Raw genomic sequence first — 520 nt, forward strand, 5'->3', positions numbered from 1 at the left:
GCTTGGTTTTCCTACGGCGGTGACGGTTATACGATCAAACACAAAATATGCACCCAGAGAAAACAGCTGGATGTGTTCGCCTTCAGCTTTCAGCCGTATCGTTCCCGCCGTGCTGCCTTGGCCAGGTATGGGCTGCATGGCGTTAGAAAGTACGGTGGTTTGATCGTACTCGGCATTCAAATACGCAAAGTTCCAACGGTAGTTATCACCGCTTAACGTCAAGTTAAGCCCTGCTGAATAGTTGGTGTCTATACTAATGTCCGTATCTTCACTGATGGTAACGTCGCTGCTGTAACCGTAGCCCACAAACGGCATTGCAGTGATCATCACATTCTCATTAAGGTCGTAATTCCACCTAAAGGATAGGCCATCATACGCCGTGATCCCGAGAATGCTGTCATACACTTCGTTCGGCGGTCTGGCGGTGGTAAACGCTTGTCCCACATAGTTGTATTCAGAAATAAGGAATACAGGCAAACGCAATCGACCGCCACGAATTTCGACGTTGTTATAGGTGTAA

Annotated in this window: 1 pseudogene; it reads right to left on the bottom strand. The window is 48.1% G+C overall.

The features are described from left to right. A pseudogene (locus R7P74_RS29325) lies at nt 1-520 on the bottom strand (sulfate ABC transporter permease); the annotation flags it as partial.

The sequence above is a fragment of the Vibrio sp. 2033 genome (genome assembly GCF_033339735.1).